The organism is Leucobacter insecticola (genome assembly GCF_011382965.1).
Lineage (GTDB): Bacteria > Actinomycetota > Actinomycetes > Actinomycetales > Microbacteriaceae > Leucobacter > Leucobacter insecticola.
The window spans coordinates 1,524,491-1,545,624 of record NZ_CP049934.1 but is presented as its reverse complement, the minus strand read 5'-3'; the positions used below and the strand labels follow the sequence as shown (position 1 = coordinate 1,545,624).

The window sequence follows — 21,134 nt, the reverse complement described above, 5'->3', positions numbered from 1 at the left end:
AAGCCCACAGCGCCCCCGCACAATAACGGCGGCAGTCGCTTGTGAAAGGCTTGACGCAGAACCTCATCACCGAAGTAGGGAGTCGACGTTGACCCACACCCAGCCAGAACTCATTCTCACCAACGGCCGCATCTATACGGTTGATCCTCTGCAGCCGCGGGCGGAGGCGTTCGCAGTCACGAACGGTCGTATCTCCGCTCTGGGCACGAGCGCCGAGATACACCAGCAAGCGGGGCCGCACACCAAGATTCGGGATCTCGGCGGCGCGTTTGTCATGCCCGGACTCGTCGACGTGCACAATCACCATTTTCTCGCGGGCAAAGAAGAACTCTTTGAGCTTCACGTTCCTCTCGGCGCGGATCTCGCGGGAATCGTCGAGGCGGTGCGAGATCACGCAGCAACGTTGCCCGAGGGGGCCTGGATCGTTGGTGCACCCTGGGCGAGTGACCGGCTCGGTGAGATCAATACTGCTGAGGCTCTCGCTCAACTTGACGCTGCCGCGGGCGGGCGGCCTGTCGTTCTCACGGACGACTCACACCACAACCGATGGGCAAACAGCCGGGCGATGGAAGTTGCCGGGGTCACGGCCGGGCAAGAGGGTGTGGTGGTTGACGAAGCCGGTCGGCCAACCGGGGTGTTACTCGAGGCCGCCGGGATCCCGGTTGCGCACGCGCAGCAGGCGGCGGGGGCGCTTACCGCCGAGGAGGAGCGCCGCTCGGTGCAGCGCGGAGTCGAGATTCTGAATTCCTACGGCGTCACCACATTCCAGGATGCTGGGGTGTCAACCCAGATACTTGCGGCGCTGCGTTCGCTCGATGAGGCTGATGGGCTCAACGCCTGGGTCGTCTCCTCGATGCTCATCAACGACGAGATCTTCGGGTACAAAACGATCGGCGAGGATCTCGTCTTTGACGGCGAGCGCTTCCGCACCGAACACCACCGTCCCGACTTTGTAAAGATCTTTCTCGACGGTGTACCGCCGACCCGCACGGGGGCGTTCATCGAGCCGTATCTGCCCGACGATGCACACGGCGATCACCATCACGGGGAGACTCTGCTCAACCCAGAAGAACTCACCGACTGGCTGCGCCGCGTTGCCAAGGTCGGTCTCTCCGCAAAGGTCCACTGCACCGGCGACGCCTCCGTGCACGCCGTGCTGAACGCGGTGGAGACGCTCCGCGGCGAAGGATTCACCGAGACCCGCTACCAGGTGGCGCACGGCCAGTTCGTGCACCCTGACGATATCGAGCGCTTCGGTCCCCTCGGTGTCGCGGCTGACATTTCGCCATTCATCTGGGTGCCAGGCCCGATCGTGGAAGCGATCCGCGAAGTGCTACCGCGGGAGCGCGCCGACCACATGCAGCCCAACCGCGCGCTGCTTGACGCGGGAGCCGTGGTCGCGGGCGGATCCGATTGGCCGGTATCACCGTCACCCAACGCGTGGGAGGGCATTCACGGCCTTGTCACCCGCGAGGATCCGAGCGGTCAGTACCCCGGCACGCTCTGGCCAGAGCAGGCGATCACGCTTGAAGAGGCTATCGCGACCTTCACGATCGGCGGCGCTGAAGCCATGGGGCTGGCCGACGAAGTGGGGTCGCTGACACCGGGCAAATCGGCCGACTTTGTGATCTTGGATCGCGATCCCTTCGATCACCCCGCAAACGAACTCGTGCAGACCACCGTCACCGAGACCTGGTTTGCCGGGCGCAAGGTGTACACACTCGACTAGCCCCCTCCCCACCCCATAACTTCCAGGACAGATAAGGATCCACCGTGCACAAACTCACCGTCCTCTACCCCGAGCCCACCGACCGCGCCGAGTTTGAGGCGTACTATCGCGGCACGCACTTGCCTCTGTGCGCCAAGCTCCCCGGCGTGCAAGACATTACTTTCTCTATCGGGATCACCGATCCCGGCGAAGCTCCCTACTTCGCCATCTTCCAGGCGACGTTCGCCAATGAGGCCGCCCTCGGAGCGGCAATGGCATCGCCCGAGGGCAAGACTGTCGAAGCCGACGTCGCAAACTACGCCACCGGCGGGGCAATCGTGTTGACCTTCCCTGTGGAGTCAATCACGCTCTAGCACTTCCCCATCCTCCCTCCACCAAGATTACATATCGACCTCAGATGTTTTTCCTCTACAATGGAGAACAATAAGTTCCTCTGTGGTTGCCAAGCGGCAGCCAGCACCTTTCACTGCCTCAAGGATGGGCCAATGCCGAAGATCATCGACCACGACCAGCGCCGCAAAGACATCGTCGATGTGACCTGGAATCTGATCGTCGAGGGCGGGATCGAAGCAGCAACCATGCGCGAAATCGCCTCGCGCGCGGGTTTCGCGAACGGCGCGCTGAAGCACTACTTCTCGGGCAAGGACTCGATCGTCAAGGGCGCATACGAAAGCTCACTGCATGCCTTGAGCGAGCGCCTTGACGCTCATGTCGCGGGGAAACGAGGCATCGAGGCTCTCGAGGATTCGATCCGCTTCACGCTCCCGATCCAGGAGGAAGATGCGACCGCTGCTCGCGTATTGCTCTCTTTCTGGGAGCGGTGCGTGTTCAGCCCCGAGCTCAATCACGACTACGACGAGCACCTGTCTGGCTGGACCACGGAATATCTGCAGTATCTCAAAGAGGGCAGGGAAGACGGAGATATTCTGAACCCCACCTCCGACGCGCAGCTCGCGAACGAGATCATTATGATGGTGCTCGGCGCTACCGTGACCCGGGTCGTCAGCCCTGCTTTCTTCGTTCCGGAGATCCTCGAAGCACAGGTGACCGACTATATTGCCAGACTGCGCCGCTCAGACTTGCCCTAATCCGGTGAGCCGTAGCTCGCCGCAGGATTAGGAGATCGAAAAGCAAGAATGCGGGCCGGGTTCTCCACCATGATCTGCTTGAGCGCTAGCTCGGGGACACCGAATTCCACGAGTGTCGGCAAGAACTGGTCGACGATATAGCCGTAGCCGTGCCCCCCATAGGCTTGCAGTTGCACCCGCTGACAGACATCGCTGCCGAGCACGAGCTGCGCACCCCAGCCGTCTGCAACCAGCTCCGCAAACCCGCGGGCCACGCTCCGATCGGTATACGGGAAGAGCGTGCCCCACGGGCTGCCGGTCGTGCCAAGAAAATCAGCCTCGACCGCGGCCCCACGCTCAAGCAGTCGGCGAGCCAGAGGCATGTCTTCCGCAATGGATCCGGCATGCCCAAACACCACGGATCGTGGATCGGCCCCCTCCTGTTCAATCGCGTCGAGCACCCGCAGTCTCTCTTCGCCAAAACCGCCCATGTGCAGAGTGATCGGCGCGCCCGTAAGCGCTGAGGCCCGGGCAGCCGCGCGCACGCTTCGCATCTCCTGCGGATCCACGGGCTGCCCCTCGGCTCCGACCTCACCGATCACCCCGGATCGGATCGGTTCCTGGCCTGGCCGCGCCCCCACTCCGACCACCACATCGCGGACAAGTTGCTCGGTGAGTTCTCGGTCGCTCAGCTGTGAAAAGCCTGCCGGGTGAAGATCGCGCTGGTACCACCCCGCCCCCATCACCACGTGCAGACCGGACGCGCGACTGAGCTCACGAAGTGCCCGCGGATCGCGCCCCACCCCCGAAGGGGTAACTTCGACCACTGTGCCGCCTCCCTGCTGGGCAAAGGCCGAAACCTCTCTGAGCATGAGTTCTGGGTCCCCCAGAATGTCGTTGTCAGAATTGACCGAGCCCCGCCTCACCGCTGCCAGGTTACTGAGCGTCAGCGGTTCCTCTGCGCTCTCTTCCCACTCACCGGCACGCGGACGCGGCGAGTGGAGAGGCCTGCGAATGTCGAGAAAGAGATGTTCATGCATGAGCGTCATCCCCAATTTCTCTGGAGCCACCGGGCCGAGCACGGTCTGCACCAGGCCACGAAGGTCCGGGATCTCAATTTCACTCATCGCTGCCTGTCCTCCCTAGGATTCGCACCGCATTGCCACCGGACACGGCTCGCACCAGTTCGTCGGACAGTCCCATGAGCCGCAGATACGGCGCGAATTGCTCCGGCACAAATTCAAGCCCGTTGCCACCCCAGGCGGTCAGACGGTGTTTGTTCCGTATCCCCGAACTCAGCAGAATTCGGTGTGCCGCCCCCAGTTCTGCGCAGCGCATGATCGTCTCCGCGACGTTGTGATCGGAGACAACCGTTCGCACGTTCGGGATCCGTCCGAGATCGTCAAAGCACAGCGCTGTGCCGTGTGCGAGGAGTGCGAGCAGCCGGGCCTCATCAACGCCAGTCGTAGTGACCCCGGTCTCGATATCACGTGCGGCTATCGCGGTGGTCGCACCGGTGAGCACTACGCGCTCACGAGCCAACCCCGCGGCATCACTGGCCACAAGCGCACGAGACACCTCGTCGGCTCCCGCCGCTGCATCAATCAGGATCGCCGTTCCTGCCTCTCGCGCGGCCTGAGCCGCAGCGGCGATACGTTCGTGATGGTCACGCGCAGAGATCAGTCCGACAATGCCCGCTGGGTGTTCGCGGGCGCCGAGCTGTGCGCTCAGGTGAGCGTACAGGGCATCGGGCGTTTCCACCCCCGATCCCCCCACGCTTCGAATCAGCGTGACTCCGGTTTCGCGGCTAAGCTCAGCCATCAATGCCGGTCGCTCCGGCCCGGCCCGGGGATCATCAAGCACGATCACCGCGACAGAACCAGCCTGCGCGAGCCGTTCGAGAGCTCCCTTCGCATCGCGAGCATCGAGCGTGCGGTCGTCTCTGTTTGACTCCCCCAATTGCAGTCGCCCGAGCCGTTCGATGGTGACTGGTGCTCGCTCAAACTCGGCCTCGCACGCAGCACCGCCCGAGTTTCTTGTTTGCGGCGCAGCACGCAGCAGCAGGGGCTCCGCGGCGAGCAGCACATCAAAGGCGCTGCCCGCGACGGGCCCACAGACCGAGGTGATCATGTGCGTCTCACGCTTGCCACACTAGATCGCTGTTGCTACCAGCACCCGCGGGCTGCCCGGAAGCGCAACGAGGCGATCAGAGCGCCAGCCGGTCGCAGCGAGCCACCCCTCGACCTGATCAATCGGATACACGACGGTGCCGTCGATGTTGAAGTACTCACCGGCATGCAGCGCGTCAATCTTTCGCTGAGTGCCGTCATTATCGAGGAAAAAGTCAAGCAGCATCAACGTTGCTCCGGGGGCCGCAGCATCGCGAGCCGCCTGCAGGATCGCAAGGTTCTGCGACTCATTGAAACGGTGCAGCACGTGGGTGAGCAGCACCAGATCGTGCTCACCACCGGGTTTTGCCGTCTCCGTTTCAGCGTCTTCCACAGTGACCCGGCCGGAGAAGCCCGCAGCCTCAACGGCTTCAGCAATCGATCCTGACATATCAGGGGCGTAGACGAAGCGCGTATTGAGCTCGGGGTTCTGAGTCATCGCAGCGAGCGAGAATCCTGCCGCGAGGCCACCAAAATCGAGCGCGTTGCGGTAGCTCGTGAAGTCGAACGCTGCCCCAAACTGCTCAGCGTGCAGAGCGTTGTAGGTCATGACGCCGTCCATGAAGTCGCCCCAGCCGGCCTCGTCGAGATCAAGGGTGCCCGCCTCATCGGTGTCGACGGTGCGGTCGTAACCCAGCCATTGCTTGTAGCTGATGTCACCAAGAAAGGCGATGAAGGGAGTGAGATCGATCTCCCCCGCTCCCGAGAGGTATGCAGCGGCATCCTCTGCCAGCGAATACGTGCCGTTCTTGCGTTCGAGGAGTCCCAGCGAGTTCATCGCGTCCGCGAGCGTGCGCACCTGACGAGGTGCATGCTTCGTGGCCTCCGCCAACTGCGCGATGTCTTTCGGTCCATGCGCAAGTGCGGAGAAGAGACCAATGCGACTTGCGGCATCGAGCTGCTTCGCACCCATGAAGCCGATGGCAATATCTACGATTCGTTCGGGAGTTGCGGTCATGGCGTGTGTCCTCGGTGTTGGGCCGTCCCGTGGCGCGGGACGGCGATGTCCTTTTCAGCGGTCTTCATCTACAGCGGTGTTCACATGCAAAGCGAACAAAACACTGCGCTTGCGGGAAACTCTACAATCGTAGAAGAATAATGTCTAGCGTTGATTCATTTATTTTCTACTAACATAGAAAAAAGCACCCACTTCACCGTCGAAAGGGCGACCATTGCCTCTCAACACCCGCTACCTCCCCGCAGCTTCAGTCAACGGCAAGACGCCGGTGGTCCTGCTGCACGGCTTCGCTTCCAACGCCGGAGAGGACTTTCTCGCAACCGGGTGGTCCGAGGCACTGAGCGCGGCGGGTAGATCCGTCATCGCAATTGATCTCCCCGGCCATGGCGAGAACAACGCCCCGCTGTCCCCAGACAACGCAACCACCTCAGAGGTTGTGCGCACAATCCTGGACGCGATTGAGACCCACGCGCCGGAAGGTGAGTTTGATGTGGTGGGCTACTCCCTCGGGTCCCGTCTCGCATGGGAACTCCCCGAAGCGTCACCGCGGGTGCGCCGCATGGTTCTCGGTGGGCTCAGCCCATTCGAACCATTCACCGCGGTTGACCCGGCAGAGCTACAGGCTGCACTTGCTGGACAGGATCCCGCGAACCCACTGGTCGGCATGATGGCAGGCATGATCTCCGCGCCAGGCCAGGACACCACCTCGCTCGCCACCCTCATCTCGGGACTTGCCTCCGAACCCTTTGCGCCAAGCAAGGGAACCGGCCCGCAGATCCCCACTCTCTTCGTTGCGGGCAGAGAAGATGACATGACACAGGGCCTTGAATCCCTCATCGAGGGACTCCCCCACGCCCAACTTTCCACAGTGCCGGGCGATCACCGCGGCGCACTCGATAGCCCGGAGTTTCGCTCCGCGGCCATCGAGTTCCTCGCGGGCTAGGGAAGCCGGGACACTAGGGCGCCCACACCCCGTCGGCACGCACCTCGCGGTCGAGCCAGAGCCCCGCGGTCGCCTCGCGGATCCGCTGAGCACCCGCGCGTTCGAGCAGCTCAATCGCGCCGAGGTTATCGTCGAACTGACTGACCTTGGATGCGCCGAAGAGAACATTGGCCGTCGCCGGGTTGGCCAGACAGAAGGCGATCCCGAGCTGCGCGGGAGTGGTGTCGAGTGAAGCTGCGATCGCGAGCACGCGCGGGTACGCGGCAACGATCTGCTCTCGGATACCTCCGACGTCGGCGCCAATCTTGCGGCCGGGACTCAGTTGGCCGACGAGGATCCCTCCCTCAAACGAATCCGAGGCCTGCAGAGCAAGGGTTCCCTCCTCAAACCAGCGCCCGTAGTATTCACCCTCGGCCATCGTGCGCCGCACCAGGCCGTACTTCAGCTGAGCGAAGCTTGGCGGGGTGAGCCCTTCGACCCGAGCCGTATCGAGCGCCAGTTGCAGGGATGCTGCGGGCCAGTTATTCACGCCCCAGCTTGCGAATCGGCCGGCATCAATCTCGGTTTGCACGTCTCGCACCACCTGCGCGATGTCGATCTCGCCCACGAAGTCTCCGACCACAACGGTTTCGAACGACTCGGGCCCGCCCTGCCCCGCGCCAATCCGCTCAAGCGAGACGTCCATCTGGTCTGCGAATCCGGTCTGCGGGTACTCCCAGAGCCACAGCTTTCCACACAACTGGTACTTTTCACGAGCAAGACCGAGTTCGCGCAGCGCTTCCCCGAAGAGCAAGTCGGTGCGAGAAGCTTCCGCATGCGGGCCCATGTTGTAATACGCGACGTCGAAGAATCCGGATCCGACCTCTACCGCCCGGTTCATCAGCGCGAGGCGCTCTTCGATTTCCATACGGTCCCAGGTATTCCAGGAGCCGAGCGCAAACACGGGCACCCGGGGGCCTCCCGGGCCAAGCTGGCGAGTGGGAACGGAATGAGTGTGGGTCACGGGTGCCTCCTTGCACGTGCGTTGGATCCTGCAAATTGTTCAGAAACTCCTGCAGATTTATTTTCTACATACGTATAATATCAGGTACGCCCCCAGAGCGCTTTATGCATCCTGCCGAGCGCCACGCAGACAAAGGAGTCCCCGTGCTTTCTCCCCGAAATATCCTCGTGACCGGCGGCGCAGGCGGCATTGGTCAAGGCATCGCCCAGGCATTCATCGACGCAGGCGACCGAGTACACCTGGTGGATCTCAACGCCGAAGCCGTCACCGCAGCCGCCGCTAAGCTCGGGACCCAGGCCCGGGCGATTCCTCTCGACATCACCGACGAGTCCGCCGTAGCCGCAGCTTTCGCAGCCTTCGAAGACACCCCCATCGACGTTCTCGTGAACAACGCCGGGATCCTCTCGGTGCACGGCACGGTCGTCGAGCTTGACGCCACAGCCTACCGCTCGATCCTCGACGTCAACGTCGTCGGCACCTTCATCGTGACGCAGGCCTTCGCAAAGCACCGCGTCTCGGCGGGTGGCGGGGGCGCCATCGTCAACATCTCCTCCATCGGTGGCCGCCAGCCAACCCCCGGCATGGGCGCCTACGAATCCAGCAAGGCCGCCGTCGATTCGGTCACACGCTGGTCCGCCATCGAGCTCGCCGAGCACGGGATCCGAGTGAACGCCGTGGCGCCCGGCCCGGTGCTGACGCCCATGCTCCAACAGGGCATGCCCGAGGGCTCAGCCGAACGAGCAGCCTGGGCAAACAGAATCCCGCTCGGCGACCTCGCCCAGGTGCACAACATCGCCCCGGCAGTGTTTTTCCTCGCGAGCCCGGGAGCCGCTCACATCACCGGCGTGTGCCTGCCGGTGGACGGCGGTCAACTGCTGACGTAGGCCATACCCCCGAGAGCTCCTGCGAGCCCCGCCTACCGGCAGGGCCCGCAGGGTCACTCAATCCGTCAGAATCGTTCGAACACCACCCGGCCGTCGAGCACCGTGAGATCGACCTCAACGCTGGGAAGCCCCGCGGCCCCCACCTCAAAGGGGTCGGCGGCGAGCACGGCAAGGTCGGCGACCTTACCAACCTCGATGGTGCCCTTCCATGCAGCGGCACGATCTTGCGCCGCCGGCACCGCGGTGTAGGCGCGCAGCAGACCGAGCAGGCGACGCTCAGCCCCTTCCGCACCAGCTGTCGCGACGATCCGCGCGTCAGCATCTGCGATGCCACGCCGCCAGTCGAAGTTCAGCACAGGTGCGTCAGATGACAGCACGAGCACACCGGCATCGAGCGCGTCCCCAAACCGCCAAGCCTCGTGGGCAGCATCCTCCCCCATGAGCGCCGCCAGCCACTCAAAGGTCTGTGTCGCAATCCCTGACTGTGCGTTGAGCCAAATTCCCAAGGCCGCCATCTGTTCGATCTGCTTCGGGGTCGCGAGATCGCCATGAATCACCGTGTGCGCAAGCTCGCGAGCGCTCGGCGATCCGGGTGCGGCCTCAGCCTCAGCTATCGCGTCGATCACCAGCTGGATCGTGCGGTCTCCAGTCGCGTGCACCCCGAGCTGCAGCCCCTCAAGGTGTGCCACCCGGATCATCTCAGCGAGATCCGCCACTTTCTCCTCGAGCGTGTCACCCTCGACCAGGAGATCCCCATGACTCCCGTCGTCGTAGCTTCGACTTGTCCACGCCTGGCGCGACAGCGGAATCAGATCCCCAAAGAGCTTCACACCGGCGACCCGAAACCACGCGGGATCTGCACCCTCATCAAGACCTCGCTCACGCTGCCCCGAATCCCGCGAAGCACGGTCGCGAGGTCACTCGGACCGTCGAGGATCCCATAGAGTGCAAGTGCCGTGATCCGTTGCAGCAGAGCGCCCTCCAAGGCGAGTTCGCGATAGATGTCAAGCACCTCGCTATGGAAGCTGCCGGTCTCACCCTCATCTTCGCCCGGCCCGATCCCGGGCTCCGTGTAGCTGGTGATGCCAAGTTCTGTCAGGAGCCTGCCCGCGCGCAGGATCGCTTCGCGCCGCTCGGCCCGTGTCGACACGAGCACGCCCGAAACCTGTGCGGCGGCCTCCGGATCCTCAGCACCAAAGAACGTGTGTGGCCACCGCGCTCCGAGCCAGCTGCCGTGCAGGTGCGAATCGTTGATGCCCGGGATTACGGCGCGGCCCGCGAGCTCAATGACCCTTGTTGCTTCGCCGATCCAGGGTGAAATCTCTTCCGCAGACCCCACCGCGACGATCCGCCCCGCGGCCACGGCAACGGCCTGTGCGCGGGAACCTGTGGGATCAAGTACCAGCACCGACCCTCCGCGCAGCACGAGGTCCGCAGGCGTCGGTCGTGGGAAATCGGCGGGCTGCATCATTGCTTCTCCTTGGGCAGGATCTCGGACGAGATCTCGGATCGGGCGCGGAGTGGCCCTTCCGTTTTACTTCAACGTATGTAGAATAAAACCACATCATCGGCACGCGAGCAACGACGCCATACCGAATCCCGCTGGAATGGAGCACTCAATGACGATCCCCACATCCACCCTCGCCGCGGTACTGACCAAACACGGTGAGGCGCTCGAGCTACAGCGACTCCCCCTACCGGAGCGACTCGAACCTGGCGCGGCGCTCGTCAAGATCACCTGCACCACCCTGTGCGGCACGGATATCGAGATCTGGGAAGGCAAAATGACCTTCCCCGGAATGCTCCCGATGGTCCTCGGCCATGAAATGGTCGGAGAAGTGATTGCGGTCGGTGACGGCGCCGCCGACGCCCTCGGTGAACCGATTCAGCTTGGCGACCGCATTGGATGGTCAGAGTCGGTGTGCGGCGCGTGCTTTGGCTGCACCGTGCTGCGCCAGCCCGTCGCCTGCTCACAACGCGGCTACGGCTTCCTGCAACGCTCCGATGTTTCGCCGTTTGCGACCGCGGGGCTCTCGGAGTACGCCTATGTCACCTCCGGCGCGCAGAAACTCAAACTTCCCACAGAGGTCAAGGACACCTGGGCATCCATCGCAGGCTGCGCGGCCAAGACCGTACTGCGCGCATTCGATCGGGCTGGAGGCGTGCGCCCCGGCTCCACCGTTGTCGTGCAAGGATCCGGAGCCCTCGGACTCTTTGCCACAGCAGTTGCCAGCATCTCGGGCGCGGGCACCGTCATTACGGTTGGTGCCCCACCGGCCCGCCTCGCCCTCGCCGAGAAGTTTGGCGCAACGCACACGATCGATATCGCGGGCGGATCCGAGGCCACCATCGCACGCGTAGCGGAGGTCACGGCAGGACGCGGCGCTGACCTCGTCCTCGACTTCGCGGGAGCCCCCAGCATCGGCCCCGAAGCCATCGCGATGGCTGCCCAGCGCGGCACCGTCGTGATCGTCGGATCAACCGGGCCCACGGGTGATACCTTCCCGCTCTCGGCGATCATGAGCAAGGAGCTCAATGTCGTCGGGTCCCTCAACGGTGACATCTCCGACTACTTCCGATCGATCGAGTTCTTCCGCTCCTTCGCAGACCGTTTCCCCTGGGACGAGCTATTCTCGGCCCCCTGCGGACTTGAAGAGGCGAGCGAGCGGATCGCCAACATGCACCGCCTCGGTGAGGTCAAGGCCGTCATCGATCCCAGCATCACAAAGACATCACGGTGAAAGGACCAACCATGACCCAGATCCCCCGGCGTCGCATCGGTGCGAGCGAGCTTGAAACCTCGGTGTTCGCTCTCGGCTCCTGGCACATCTATGACCGCATGCATTTTGAGGATGCGGTCGAGCTCGTGCGCACGGCCGTCGACCGCGGCATTAACCTCTTCGACGTGGGGGTGTACTCAGCCCCGGATGGTCCACCGGCATTCACCGATGTGCTCTTCTCCGCCATCATCCGTGCGGCAGGAGTGGCCCGCGAGGACTACCTGCTCTCCGAAAAGCTGTGGCTTGAAGGCTGGGACGATCAGGCAGGGTTTAGACCGCAGCTGGAAAACGCGCTTTTCCGCGTGGGGGACGAGCAGGCCGACCTCGTCATCCTGGGGGATCTGCGCCGCGACGACGTCGCACTCCGCGATATCGTGTTGAGCCTCGCATCACTGCGCGAAGACGGGCTGATCCGAGCCTGGGGCGTCAACAACTGGTCGGCTTCGAACGTGCAGTCGCTCATCGATCTGGCGGCAGCCGAGGGGGTCGCCGGCCCCGAGATCGCACAGCTCAAGTACAGCGTCTCCCGGCGTTCAATCCCCGACGGTGAACCCTTCGCCGCACTGTGGCAGCAGGGGCTATCTATGCAGGCATCGGACGTCATGGAGGGGGCTATCTCGCGGGCAAAGTGAACACCGACCGCGAGGTGGGCAGGGATCCGGGGGCATCAGACAGCGGATCATCGACGACGTGCCGGGCTTTGTGGCGCTCGCAGAGGAGCTCAGCGCCACTCCCGCACAGCTCGCCATTGCGTTCACCCTCACTCACCCCGCGACGGCGACAACACTCTTTGGCGCGTCAAGCGTTGAGCAACTGAACGCGAACCTCGCGAGCCTTGAGTTGCTCGAGCGCGTTGGAGAGGAGACGCTTCGCGCGCGCGTTGAACCGTTTTGGGCAGACCGCGGCCTCGTTGATCCGGAGGGACCATAAACATGCACAATGCACTCGTCACCTCAATCGGCAGCGTCCCGATCGCATACGGAACCCCGACCATCACACCGGTTCCTTTCGATCACGAAATGCAGCCGATGCTTGCCGCGCTCGCCAACGACCCAACACCACCACTGAGCGAGGAGACACTGGCGTCTGCGCGTACCTCGGGCCCCGGTTTCCCCGACGCCGAAACCGCTGCTGCCGGTCTTTCCGTCAGCGTGCAAGAGCTCGTGATCCCTGGGCCTGCAGACGCCCCCGATCTGGAAATCACCGTGTTTTCACCGAGAGAGCGAGGAGCCTCACCACTCCCAATTCTTGTGAACTACCACGGCGGCGGCATGATCGTCGGTCACCGCAGCTGGGAACACGGCCGCGTCATCGACCTCGTCGCTAGGCACGGCGTGATCGGCGTCAATGTTGAATATCGTCTCGCGCCCGAACACCCCTTTCCCGCCGGGGTGGAGGACGCCTACGCCGCGACGGTATGGGCCGCACGCCACGCCACGGAGCTCGGCGGCGATCCTGGCCGTCTCATCGTAATGGGCGGCAGCGCAGGAGGCGGCCTCGCCGCCGCGGTATCGCTGATGGCGCGGGATAGGGGTGGCCCCGCAATTGCCGGTCAGCTGTTGCTCTGCCCGATGCTCGACAACACCAACACGACCGTGTCCTCCCTGCAATACGACGGCATTGGCACCTGGTCACGCGATGCCGCACTCCTTGCGTGGAAATGCTTGCTCGGCGAAGAACTCGCCTACTCGCTCGACGCACCCGCCTACGCCTCCCCCAGCCGTGCGACAGACCTCTCGGGTTTACCCCCCGCATTCATCGAAGTCGGCGCCGCCGAGATGTTCCGTGACGAAGACATCGACTATGCTTCTCGCATCTGGGCAATTGGGGGCTCAGCCGAACTGCATGTCTGGTCTGGGGGATGCCACGGTTTCGACATGTATGTGCCCGAGTCCGAAATCACCCGAGCGGCACTCGCCGCACGTGACTCCTGGCTGAGCCGAATCTTTGCCGAAACGAGGGGAGACGAAGATGTGTGAGTATGTGCCTGTGGCGCCTCAACCGCGACCGGATCCCGTCGCCTACGATCCTGATCTTACCCCGGGCCTTTCGGCCTTCATGGATCTGGTGGAGCGAATCCCGCTGCGCGCCCACACCATCCTGGAGAACCGCGAACACTTCGAAACGATCATTCCTCCGATGGAGGCGCAGGTCGAGGGGCGCGCGATCTCGTGGCAGAACCTGGTGATCCCGGGCCCCGAAGGCGCACCCGAGATTGAGATCACCGTAGTTCGGCCTGCGGGATCCCACCCTGCGGAGGACCCCCCGCGCCCGGCGGTGCTCAGCATTCACGGCGGCGGCTATGTGCTCGGCACGCGCTTCTTCGCAACCGGCGACATCATCGACCTCGCCGAGCGCTTCGGCACCGTGGGAGTGAGCGTCGAGTATCGCCTCGCCCCCGAGCACCCCGCGCCTGCGGCGGCCGAGGACTGCTACGCGGCGCTCTGCTGGATGGCGGATCACGCGGAAACGCTCGGCATCGATCCCGATCGGATCGTCGTCTCGGGTGCGTCGGCCGGCGGCGGGCTCACCGCTGCAGTAGCTCTGATGGCGCGGGATCGCAGCGGGCCGCACATCGCAGGCCAGATGGTGGGTTGCCCAATGATCGATGACCGCAACGACACCGTGTCGAGCTGGCAGTATGACGGTATTGGGGCGTGGGATCGAAACAACAACGACACAGGCTGGAACGCGGCGCTCGGCACCGATCGCGGCACGTCACGGGTTCACCCATACCAGGCTCCCGCCCGCGCCACCGACCTCTCGAGGCTACCTCCCGCGTTCTTGGAGGTCGGATCCGCCGAGGTGTTCCGCGACGAGACAGTCACATATGCGAGCCGGATCTGGGCCGCAGGAGGCGAGGCCGAACTGCACGTCTGGTCCGGCGGATACCACGGTTTCAGCGGTTTCTCCCCCGACGCCACCGTGTCGCGCGCGGCGCTCGCGGCCCGGGACAGCTGGTGGCAACGGATCCTCACCCGATGAACCGCGGGTCACGATCCGGCAGATCAGAGTCTGGCGGATCCCGCCCGATGGGCCTCTTGCGCATCACACTCGTGTTGGGTGCGCTTGAAGCCTTCGGCCCGCTCTCCATGGATCTCTACATGCCTCAACTGCCGCAGCTCGCACGCACGCTCGACACCACTGACGCGCTCGCCCAGGCCACCATGTCCGTGTGCATGATCGGGCTGGGTCTCGGCCAGCTCATCGCGGGGCCACTGTCAGATCGTTTCGGAAGAAAGCGCCCGCTCGTGATCGGCGTCGTGCTCTTCGCGCTGCTGTCGGCGGTGTGCGCGATGGCGCTATCGATCGAGATCCTGATCGCCGCGAGATTTTTGCAGGGACTCGCAGGATCCGCCGGCATGGTCATCAGCATGGCGGTGGCGCGGGATCTCTTTCAAGGTGTTGAACTCTCGCGAATGCTCTCGCTCCTCACGCTCGTGACCTCGCTGACTCCCATCATCGCCCCAATCATCGGCGGACAACTCGCGCTCATCATGGACTGGCGCGGCATCTTCTTCGTGCTCGCCGGCATCGGGCTCGTGCTCGTACTGGTTGCGCAGTTTGGTCTGCGTGAAACGCTCGTCGACGGTCGGCATTCGGGAAGCGTGCTCCGCACGACCGGAAGTCACATCTCCGTCATCATGCGCGACCCACTCTTTGTCGCACTCGTAGTCGCCGCGTGCCTCGGCGGCGTAGCGTTCTTCTCGTACCTGTCGATGTCGAGCTTTGTGTTGCAGGGCGAGTTTGGGCTCACCCCGCAGATTTTCAGCTTAGTCTTTGCCTTCAACGCGCTGGCCCAGCTGGGTGGGGCGCAACTCTCGCGACTGTTGGTACCGCGCCTCGGCACGGTGCGCATGTACCTTGCGGGCCAGATTGCCGGCGCTGTCGCTGGCGTCGCTCTGCTGTTGTCGACGCTACTGAGCGCGTCCCCGCTGTTGATCATCGTGCTGCTCGCGCTGTATCTCGGGTCCGCAGGCATCGGCGGCCCCAACGGAACAACTCTCGCCCTCGGTGGGCACGGATCTCGCGCAGGTACCGCCTCGGCACTGTTCGGTATGGCAATGTTCACCGCCGGAGCCCTGACGGCGCCCCTCGTTTCCGCGTTCGCTGGCACCTCCGCCTTGACGATGGCGGCGAGCATCACCGCGGGCGCAGTGGTCGCCGCCGGAATCGGCATGATCGCAGTACGCCGCTTCGCACGGTGATGACTGTGCCCGGTTCGTCAAGCGGGCTTCAGCGATCGACAAGCGCGTTTGTGCCGGCGCGGCCTAGTCTGGAAGTACTACTCGAAGTGGAGGACTCATGAATACCTACGAAAGCCTGCTCGCCGCAATCACACCGACCAGTGGCGAGACACGTGACGTGTTTGACCCGGCTACCGGTGAGCTGATCGGCAAGGCGCCCGTGCAGGATGTTGCGGCGCTTGAAGCCGCAATTGACAAGGCCGAGGCCGCGCAGGTGTCGTGGGCGGCACTCAGCGATGACGAGCGTCGCGCTTACCTCCACAAGGCCGCAGACGCGATCGAGGCGTCCTCTGAAGCACTCGCTGAGCTCCTGTCGCGCGAACAGGGCAAGCCGCTCAACGGGCCGAACGCCCGTTTTGAGGTCGGCGGCTGCGTCGCATGGACCCGCACCCCCGCCGACACCCCTCTCCCCACCGAAGTCATCGTTGACGATGAGTCCGGTTATGCAGAGATGCACTACCGTCCGCTCGGTGTGGTTGGCGCAATTTCTCCCTGGAACTGGCCGATGATGATCTCGATCTGGCAGATCGCCCCGGCGCTGCGAATGGGCAACACGGTTGTCATGAAGCCCGCGGAAACCACCACGCTCTCCGTTGTCGGGCTGATTGCGGTCATGAATCAGGTACTCCCCGAGGGCGTGCTCAACGTCGTCCCCGGCCCCGGCAGCACCGTGGGCGATGCGCTCACCCGCAGCCCAAAGGTGCAGAAGATCATGTTCACCGGATCCACCCCGGTCGGCAAGCGCATCATCGAGGCCTCCGCCAACAACGTCACCCGTCTGACGCTCGAACTCGGCGGCAACGACGCTGGGATCGTGCTTCCCGACGTGGATCCCGCAGCGATTGCCGAAGGCCTGTTCTGGGGTGCGTTCATCAACACCGGTCAGACCTGCGCCGCGCTGAAGCGCCTCTACGTGCACGATTCGGTGTACGACGAGGTCGTCGAGAACCTGGTCAACTTCGCGAAGAACGTGCCGATGGGTGTTGGCGTCGAAGAAGAGAACGTGCTCGGGCCGCTGCAGAATCGCGCACAGTACGAAATCGTTGATCGGCTCGTGGAGTCGGCGAAGGCCTCTGGTGCGCGTGTTGTGCTCGGCGGCAACCCCGATCACGATGCCGTCGGCAACTTCTACCCAACCACGATCGTCGCCGACATCGATCCGCAGAACGATCTCGTTGTTGAAGAGCAGTTTGGACCGGCACTGCCGATCATCCGCTACTCCGACCTCGACGAAGCCGTGCGGCTCGCGAACGAGCTTGAGGTCGGTCTCGGTTCTTCGGTGTGGTCATCGGATCGCGCGAAGGCACTCGAGGTGGCAGCTCGCCTGCAGGCCGGCACCACCTGGATCAACTCGCACGGTGGCCTCCACCCGATGATCCCGTTCGGCGGCGCGAAGCAGTCCGGCTACGGCCGCGAGTTCGGTGTTGAGGGCCTGAAAGCCGTCGCCGAGCCGCACGTCATCAGCGGCTAGCACCCGCGGGCCTGGCCAGCGTCGGCCCCGGCCCCGGCCCACGAGAGTCTCCAATCCCGGCGAGCGTCCCCCTTATCTACGCCATCTTGAGCGCGGACAAGGGGGACGCTCGCCAGTTTGGGGGACGCTCGCCATTCCTACGGGGAGGGGCGAGGCGGGCAGGGGCGGGATCCTCCGCTCACAGGTGCAGGGATCGCCGAGTTTATCCACAGGTTGCATGAAGTCGACCAGCGAGGGGTGTTGACCCGGCAGGCTAGAGTCATGCCACAAGACGCACCGGTCACCCCCGCTCACATTGCCGAACTCAAGACGAAGCTCTTAGACGCGCGGTCCCTGTTCCAATCCGGGCTCACCGAGCGCGCAGTCGCCACCAAGCTCAACACCGAAGCACTTGTGCGGCTGCGGCGTGACAGCTACGTGAACGGCGAGTTCTGGGACAGCGCTTCCCTGGCCGACCGACATCTCGCCGCCATGCTCGCAGTGCAGCGTGCGGCCGGGTCGCCACGAGTGTTCTCTCACCGCTCAGCCGCGAGTCTCTATGGTCTCCCCATCTGGTCGGCCTGGATGGGGCGAATCTGTGGCACACCCCTTGATCCCGCCAGCACTAAAGTCGTCGACATCACGAGCACCGCAAAGCGTGGCACACGGAGCAGGTCACTCCGACGGCACCGAGGTACGCTCAGACCCGAAGACGTCGAAATCGTTGCTGGACTCAGCTGCACCTCTCCTTCGAGAACTGTCATTGACCTCGCGTGCACCGAACCGTTCGGGATCGCCCTTGCCTGCACCGATGCTCTGTTGAGAGAAATGTTCACTGTGAATCGACTGGTCGATACACAATCTTGGCACGAATGGCAGGACGAACTGATTACGTACACGCGCCGCCATGCTCGGCGTCGCGGGATGGCTGTGACCCGGGCCCTCGCAACCCTCGCCGACCCGCGAACGGACTCTCCTCTGGAATCGATCAGCCGGTTGCGTTTTCATCAACTCGGGATCGCGGTGATACCTCAGGTCAGGATCGCTGCAGAACACACAGGATGGCTGTACCTCGACTTTGTGCTTCACGAGCAGGGCATCTTTGGGGAGTGCGACGGAGCCATGAAATACAGCGACAAACAGCTGCTGAATTATCGCACGCCTGCGGAGGTTGTGCTTCAGGAAAAGCAGCGCCAGGACTGGGCCGCGGGCGAGAGCGGGATGCGTGGGGTGCGATGGGGAGCGAAAGATGTCACCACCGCCGCAGTGTTTGCTGAGAGGCTGAGGGCTTTCAAAGTCGAAGTCCCCGGATCCCCCACCCTGCAATTCGGCAGGGAGACCGCGGCATTCCTCCTCAGACTCCCGTGAGCGACACTGCCGCCGGACGAGTGTCCCCCATATCCACGAGCGTCTCCCTTGCCCGCAAGCCAATTCGTGTGGGTACGGGAGACTTTCGTCAGTACAGGGGACACTCGTCAGGCAGGCCGCGGGAGCGGCTCAGCAGGGCGCGGGCTACCAGCGGGGCTTGCGGGGGCCGCGGTCGCTTCCGCCGTCGCGGGGACCCCGGTTGTCGCGGTCTCCGCGGTACCCACCGCGGTTGTCATCGCGGGATCCGCCGTAGCCACCGGAGTTGCCGCGGTCATTTCCGCCACGGGATCCGCCAAACCCACCACGGTCATTGCCACGGTCGTTGCCGCGGTCGCCCCGGTACCCGGCGCTTCCACCACCGTCGCGCGATCCGCCACCACGATTATCACGATAACCACCGCCACCGCGGTTGTCACGGTCACCGCGGTATCCGCCGCGGTCATCACGGTAACCACCACGATCTCCGCCCCGATCTCCGCCCCGGTCGCCGCGGTCGCCGCGGTAACCGCCACCATCACGCGAGCCACGATCGTCGCGGTAGCCGCCTCCGCCGCGACGGTCACCGCCGCGATCGCCGCGCGGTTCCCAACCCTTGCCGCGAGGGGCGGGGCCGGAATCCGGCTTCAGCTCGATCAGCTTGCCGCTGATCCGGGTCTGTTCAAGCGCCGACAGCGTTGAGGGCGATAGCGAGGCTGGCAATTCAACGAGCGAGAAGTCGTCGCGCACCTGGATACGACCGAAGTCATCCCGGGTGAGTCCGCCCTCGTTCGCGATCGCGCCGATGATCTGGCCCGGGTTGATCTTCTGGCGGTGTCCGACCTCGATGCGGTACATCCGCAGGTCGCTGCGACGTTCACCGCGAGGGGCGCGTTCGGGGCGATCAAAGTCGCGTCCGCCACGGTCGCCGCCGTCTTCGAGAAACTTCGCGGCCTGCGCGCGATCTCGGGCAAACTTGCGGTCGTCGTTCTCGTCAAGCAGCAGTGGAGTATCACCCTGCGAAACCACGGCGAGCGCAGCAGCCACGTCAGCTTCGGGCACGTTGTGGTTGCGCACGTAGTGGGCAATGATGTCACGGAAGCGATCGATTCGCGCCGTCTCGTCGAGGGCCGCCGTGATGGCGTCGTCGAAACGCGAAAGACGAGTCGCGTTGACCTCTTCAACGCCGGGCAGCGCCATCTGAGTGAGCGGCTGCTTGGTGGCCTTCTCAATCGACTTCAGCATTCGGCGTTCGCGCGGCGTGACGAAGCTGATCGCGTCTCCCGTGCGGCCAGCGCGGCCCGTGCGACCGATGCGGTGCACATAGGACTCGGTGTCAATCGGCAGGTCAAAGTTGATGACGTGACTGATGCGTTCGACGTCAAGCCCACGCGCGGCCACGTCGGTCGCAACAAGCACATCGAGTTTGCCGTCTTTCAGCGCCTGCACGGTGCGCTCGCGCTGAGCCTGCTGCACGTCACCGTTGATCGCTGCCGCGGAATAGCCGCGCGCACGCAGCTTCTCGGCAACCTGCTCGGTGTCGTTGCGGGTTCGGGTAAACACGATAATGCCGTCGAAGTTTTCCACCTCGAGGATGCGCGTCAGAGCGTCAAGCTTCTGCGTGTAGGAAACCACAACGTAGCGCTGCGTGATGCTCGCGCTCGTCTGGGTCTTGCTTGCAATCTTGACCTCTGCGGGATCGTTGAGGTACTGCTGCGAGATCCGGCGGATCTGCGCCGGCATCGTGGCGGAAAACAGCGCAACCTGCTTCTCGGTGGGCGTGTCGGCGAGGATCGTCTCTACGTCCTCCGCGAAGCCCATCTTCAGCATTTCGTCGGCCTCGTCGAGCACCAGGTACTTGACCTCGCTGAGATCAAGGGAACCGCGCTTCATATGGTCCATGATGCGGCCGGGCGTACCGACAATAATGTCGACGCCACGGCGCAGCGCGGACAGCTGCTGGCCGTAGGCCTGCCCACCGTACACGGGTAGCAAGTGCACCTCGGGAAGATGCGCGGCATAGCTCTCAAACGCCTCACAGACCTGCAGTGCAAGCTCACGCGTCGGCGCCAACACAAGCGCCTGCGGCTTGCCGCTCCCTGCGGTCATCCGCGACAGAATCGGCAGAGCGAACGCCGCGGTTTTGCCGGTGCCCGTCTGTGCGAGACCCACGACGTCACGCCCCGACAGCAGGGTCGGGATCGTTGCCTCCTGAATCGCAGAGGGGGTCTCGTAGCCAAGGCCCTTCACTGCGCGCAGGATCGGCTCGCTGAGCCCGAGTTCATCAAAGGTAATGCGTGCAGTCTCGGGCTTTTCGGCAACCGCCGCTTCAGTGTGTTCCCCGGCCGCAGGAGCTTCCGCGGCTTTGGCGTCTTCGGTGTCGACCGCAACAACTGCGGCCTCAATCTGGTCAAGTGTGAGCACTTCACTCGCGCGTTCTGGGGTGTCGCCCGCGGTGCGCTCAGGTGCTTCAGGTGCCGTATCAGGCACGGAGTTTTCAGGAGAAGTCATTAGTGTATTCTACTCCCCTTCGGACTCCGGGCAGTACCGCCCCGGTGCCT

The 21,134-nt window shown here is 63.9% G+C and carries 20 protein-coding genes; 13 read left to right on the top strand and 7 right to left on the bottom strand.

Annotated elements, in window-relative coordinates:
• The first annotated feature begins 88 nt into the window (after nucleotides 1-88).
• The 3 genes from G7067_RS07115 (at nucleotide 89) to G7067_RS07105 (ending at nucleotide 2,817) form a co-directional block, all read left to right on the top strand.
• Entirely contained in the window at nucleotides 89-1,729 is a 1,641-nt protein-coding gene (locus G7067_RS07115; protein WP_166323073.1) for an amidohydrolase, read from the top strand.
• A gap of 44 nt (nucleotides 1,730-1,773) precedes the next feature.
• On the top strand, nucleotides 1,774-2,082 hold the full coding sequence (locus G7067_RS07110) for an EthD family reductase (protein ID WP_166323071.1): 309 nt from the start codon (nucleotides 1,774-1,776) through the stop codon (nucleotides 2,080-2,082).
• A 132-nt stretch (nucleotides 2,083-2,214) separates the two neighbouring features.
• Entirely contained in the window at nucleotides 2,215-2,817 is a 603-nt protein-coding gene (locus G7067_RS07105) for a TetR/AcrR family transcriptional regulator (protein ID WP_166323069.1), read from the top strand.
• Here the strand turns inward: G7067_RS07105 and G7067_RS07100 are convergent.
• The 3 genes from G7067_RS07100 to G7067_RS07090 are packed head-to-tail and all read right to left on the bottom strand — an operon-like array spanning nucleotide 2,814 to nucleotide 5,922.
• The gene (locus G7067_RS07100) at nucleotides 2,814-3,923 is read right to left on the bottom strand and encodes a phosphotriesterase family protein (RefSeq protein WP_166323067.1); all 1,110 of its coding nucleotides are present in this window, start codon (nucleotides 3,921-3,923) and stop codon (nucleotides 2,814-2,816) included. The two genes, G7067_RS07105 and G7067_RS07100, sit on opposite strands and share 4 nt — an antisense overlap.
• Nucleotides 3,916-4,926 (bottom strand): phosphotriesterase family protein, encoded by a 1,011-nt coding sequence (locus tag G7067_RS07095; protein WP_166323065.1) that lies wholly within the window; start codon nucleotides 4,924-4,926, stop codon nucleotides 3,916-3,918. The genes G7067_RS07100 and G7067_RS07095 overlap by 8 nt, the downstream gene beginning before the upstream one ends.
• 21 nt (nucleotides 4,927-4,947) lie before the next feature.
• The gene (locus G7067_RS07090; protein ID WP_166323063.1) at nucleotides 4,948-5,922 is read right to left on the bottom strand and encodes a methyltransferase family protein; all 975 of its coding nucleotides are present in this window, start codon (nucleotides 5,920-5,922) and stop codon (nucleotides 4,948-4,950) included.
• A 214-nt stretch (nucleotides 5,923-6,136) separates the two neighbouring features.
• Between G7067_RS07090 and G7067_RS07085 the strand changes: the two genes are divergently transcribed.
• Nucleotides 6,137-6,865: an alpha/beta fold hydrolase gene (locus tag G7067_RS07085; RefSeq protein ID WP_205881095.1), complete on the top strand. Its 729-nt coding sequence runs from the start codon at nucleotides 6,137-6,139 to the stop codon at nucleotides 6,863-6,865.
• A 13-nt stretch (nucleotides 6,866-6,878) separates the two neighbouring features.
• Here the strand turns inward: G7067_RS07085 and G7067_RS07080 are convergent, their stop codons facing one another.
• Nucleotides 6,879-7,868 carry an aldo/keto reductase gene (locus tag G7067_RS07080; protein WP_205881094.1) on the bottom strand — a complete coding sequence of 330 codons (990 nt, stop codon included), beginning with the start codon at nucleotides 7,866-7,868 and terminating at the stop codon, nucleotides 6,879-6,881.
• 143 nt (nucleotides 7,869-8,011) lie between these two features.
• On the opposite strand from G7067_RS07080, the gene G7067_RS07075 reads away from it, so the two are divergent.
• Nucleotides 8,012-8,752 (top strand): SDR family NAD(P)-dependent oxidoreductase, encoded by a 741-nt coding sequence (locus G7067_RS07075; RefSeq protein ID WP_244300994.1) that lies wholly within the window; start codon nucleotides 8,012-8,014, stop codon nucleotides 8,750-8,752.
• A 65-nt stretch (nucleotides 8,753-8,817) separates the two neighbouring features.
• Here the strand turns inward: G7067_RS07075 and G7067_RS13805 are convergent, their stop codons facing one another.
• Together G7067_RS13805 and G7067_RS13800 are read right to left on the bottom strand one after the other, a co-directional pair.
• Nucleotides 8,818-9,582, bottom strand: a complete 765-nt coding sequence (locus G7067_RS13805; protein WP_205881093.1) for an amidohydrolase family protein — start codon at nucleotides 9,580-9,582, stop codon at nucleotides 8,818-8,820.
• On the bottom strand, nucleotides 9,579-10,223 hold the full coding sequence (locus G7067_RS13800) for an amidohydrolase family protein (protein ID WP_205881092.1): 645 nt from the start codon (nucleotides 10,221-10,223) through the stop codon (nucleotides 9,579-9,581). The genes G7067_RS13805 and G7067_RS13800 overlap by 4 nt, the downstream gene beginning before the upstream one ends.
• A gap of 148 nt (nucleotides 10,224-10,371) precedes the next feature.
• Between G7067_RS13800 and G7067_RS07065 the strand changes: the two genes are divergently transcribed.
• From G7067_RS07065 to G7067_RS07035, 8 genes are all read left to right on the top strand, one after another.
• A complete protein-coding gene (locus tag G7067_RS07065; protein WP_205881091.1) occupies nucleotides 10,372-11,493 on the top strand; it encodes a zinc-binding dehydrogenase in 1,122 nt (373 codons plus the stop codon).
• Between the two features lie 11 nt (nucleotides 11,494-11,504).
• The gene (locus G7067_RS07060) at nucleotides 11,505-12,164 is read left to right on the top strand and encodes an aldo/keto reductase (RefSeq protein WP_244300993.1); all 660 of its coding nucleotides are present in this window, start codon (nucleotides 11,505-11,507) and stop codon (nucleotides 12,162-12,164) included.
• Between the two features lie 58 nt (nucleotides 12,165-12,222).
• The gene (locus G7067_RS14240; RefSeq protein WP_244300992.1) at nucleotides 12,223-12,462 is read left to right on the top strand and encodes an aldo/keto reductase; all 240 of its coding nucleotides are present in this window, start codon (nucleotides 12,223-12,225) and stop codon (nucleotides 12,460-12,462) included.
• 2 nt (nucleotides 12,463-12,464) lie between these two features.
• The gene (locus tag G7067_RS07055; RefSeq protein ID WP_166323059.1) at nucleotides 12,465-13,511 is read left to right on the top strand and encodes an alpha/beta hydrolase; all 1,047 of its coding nucleotides are present in this window, start codon (nucleotides 12,465-12,467) and stop codon (nucleotides 13,509-13,511) included.
• Complete coding sequence (locus tag G7067_RS07050) at nucleotides 13,504-14,517, top strand: alpha/beta hydrolase (RefSeq protein WP_166323057.1); 1,014 nt, start codon at nucleotides 13,504-13,506, stop codon at nucleotides 14,515-14,517. The genes G7067_RS07055 and G7067_RS07050 overlap by 8 nt, the downstream gene beginning before the upstream one ends.
• A complete protein-coding gene (locus G7067_RS07045) occupies nucleotides 14,514-15,740 on the top strand; it encodes a multidrug effflux MFS transporter (RefSeq protein WP_244300991.1) in 1,227 nt (408 codons plus the stop codon). The genes G7067_RS07050 and G7067_RS07045 overlap by 4 nt, the downstream gene beginning before the upstream one ends.
• A gap of 97 nt (nucleotides 15,741-15,837) precedes the next feature.
• Nucleotides 15,838-17,250, top strand: coding sequence for an aldehyde dehydrogenase family protein (locus G7067_RS07040; protein ID WP_166323055.1), 1,413 nt, complete (start codon nucleotides 15,838-15,840; stop codon nucleotides 17,248-17,250).
• Nucleotides 17,251-17,511: 261 nt separating this feature from the next.
• On the top strand, nucleotides 17,512-18,597 hold the full coding sequence (locus G7067_RS07035; protein WP_166323053.1) for a hypothetical protein: 1,086 nt from the start codon (nucleotides 17,512-17,514) through the stop codon (nucleotides 18,595-18,597).
• Between the two features lie 144 nt (nucleotides 18,598-18,741).
• Here the strand turns inward: G7067_RS07035 and G7067_RS07030 are convergent, their stop codons facing one another.
• Complete coding sequence (locus G7067_RS07030) at nucleotides 18,742-21,084, bottom strand: DEAD/DEAH box helicase (protein ID WP_166323051.1); 2,343 nt, start codon at nucleotides 21,082-21,084, stop codon at nucleotides 18,742-18,744.
• Nucleotides 21,085-21,134 lie beyond the last annotated feature (50 nt).